Genomic DNA, 2,068 nt, shown 5'->3' on the forward strand with positions numbered 1-2,068 from the left:
CCTGTGGACCAGCGCGGGGCGCGCCGTCGTCGTTTATGCGCCGGACGGCGTGTGCGTCGCACGGATCCCGGTGCCCGAGAACGTCTCCAATCTGACCTTCGGCGGGCGTCACCGTAACCGGCTTTTCGTCACCGCCACGTCGTCCGTCTATGCGATCTACACGGCCGCGCGGGGCATCGCTGCACCTTGAGCAAGCAAACAAGCAATCAGGCAAACAAGAAAGTAGGAGGAGATAACCGTATGAAGCTGAAACACATCGTATCCATTGCGCTCGTCGCATCCGTTGCATCTGTTGCCGCCGCCACGTCGGCGTTCGCGCAGGAAGGTCCCGCGAAAGGCGACACATCCAAGAAGGTGATCGCGCTCGCGAACAGCTACGCGGGCAACTCGTGGCGTCAGGCCATGCTGCGCGACTGGCAGAGCGTCGGTGACGAAGCCGTGTCACGTCACCTCGTCGCCAAGGCGCCGAGCTTCACGACCACCGAGAACTCGGTAACGGAGCAGGCCCAGCAGATCCGCAATCTCGTGCTGCAGGGCGTCGACGCGATCGTGCTCGACGCATCGTCGCCGACCGCGCTCAACGGCGTGATCAAGGATGCCTGCAAGGCGGGCATCGTCGTGGTCGCAGTCGATCAGATCGCCACCGAATCGTGCGCATATCGCGTTTCGACGGACAACCGTTCGATGGGCGTAGCCGAAGTGGACTACCTGGCCAAGCGCCTCGGCGGCAAAGGGACGTTGCTCGAAGTGCGCGGCATGCCGGGCGGTTCGATCGATACGCAGATCCATGACGGTGCCATGAGCGAGCTGAAGAAATACCCGGGTCTGAAGATCGCCGGCTCGGTGTACGGCAAGTGGACGCAGACCGTCGCGCAGCGGGAAGTGTCGACGCTCCTGCCTACCCTGCCGAAAATCGACGCGGTCCTGACGCAGGGTGGCGACGGCTACGGAACAGCGCAGGCGTTCCTCGCTGGCGGCCGTCCGCTGCCGGTCATCATCATGGGCAATCGCCAGGATGAAGTGGCGTTCTGGAAGAAGCAGAGCGACGCCAACCACTACGAAACAATGTCGATTTCCAGCGCGCCTGGCATGGTGCAGATGGCATTCTGGGTCGCGCAGCAGGTGCTCGCGGGCAAGAAGGTGCCGAAGGACATCACCATTCCGTTGCTCGAACTGCATCAGAAGGATCTCGATTACTGGTACGCGCACATTCCCGAAGGCGGCGTGGCCACGGCTGCGTATCCGCAAGACTGGACGGTGCAGGCGATCGACGCGATCGGCGCGGGTAAGCCGCTGCCCGAAGTGCCGCTGGCCAAGTGACGCGAGCCGCATCATGACGCAGCAGACTTCGCCCCTCGTTCATCTCGACAAGGTGACGCGCAGTTTTGGGCCGGTGCAGGCGCTTCGAGGCGTGAGCCTCCGCGTCGATCCCGGCGAGTGCATCGGTCTGGTCGGCCATAACGGCGCCGGCAAATCGACGCTGATGAACGTGCTCTTCGGGCTGCTCGCTATCGATGGCGGCGAGTATCGCTTCGCGGGCGAGCCGTGTTCGCCGGCTTCGCTGGCGGACGCGGGCATCGCTTGCGTGTCGCAGGAGATCGTGCTCGCGGCCAACTTGAGCGTCACGGAGACGGCCTGTCTGCTGCGGCGCGATCTCAAGGGCTGGGGCTGGGGCTGGCGCTCGCGCGCCGCGCGCCTTCTCGTCGGCACGCTCGACGAGATCTTTCCCGGCCATGGCATCGCCGGCAACGATCTGATCGGCGATCTGCCGATCGGCAAGCGGCAGATGATCGAAATCGCCCGCGCGTTCACCGTGCCGGGGCTGCGGCTCGTGATTCTCGACGAGCCGACCTCGTCGCTCGACGCGAGCGCGGCGTCCCAGTTGCTCGACTACGTCGCCCGCAAGCGCGAGGCCGGCCTCGCAGTCGTGCTCATCACGCACATTCTCGGCGAGATCCTGCAGGCGTCGAGCCGCGTGGTCGTGATGCGCGACGGGCAGATCGTCATGGACCGCGCGGCACCGGGTTTGACGCGCCACGATCTGGTCGAGGCGATGGGGCAGCACACC

Annotated in this window: 3 protein-coding genes; all 3 read left to right on the forward strand. The window is 65.0% G+C overall.

Translation table 11 applies throughout. The features are described from left to right. Nucleotides 1-190: SMP-30/gluconolactonase/LRE family protein (locus tag WCA53_RS32580; protein WP_423921614.1), on the forward strand; the 190-nt coding region annotated here is incomplete at its 5' end. A gap of 50 nt (nt 191-240) precedes the next feature. Beyond that, entirely contained in the window at nt 241-1,320 is a 1,080-nt protein-coding gene (locus WCA53_RS32585; RefSeq protein WP_423921619.1) for an ABC transporter substrate-binding protein, read from the forward strand. A gap of 13 nt (nt 1,321-1,333) precedes the next feature. Beyond that, on the forward strand, nt 1,334-2,068 hold a 735-nt coding region (locus WCA53_RS32590), incomplete at its 3' end, for an ATP-binding cassette domain-containing protein (protein WP_423921622.1).

This window comes from Caballeronia sp. (assembly GCF_049581465.1).
Taxonomy (GTDB): Bacteria; Pseudomonadota; Gammaproteobacteria; order Burkholderiales; family Burkholderiaceae; genus Caballeronia.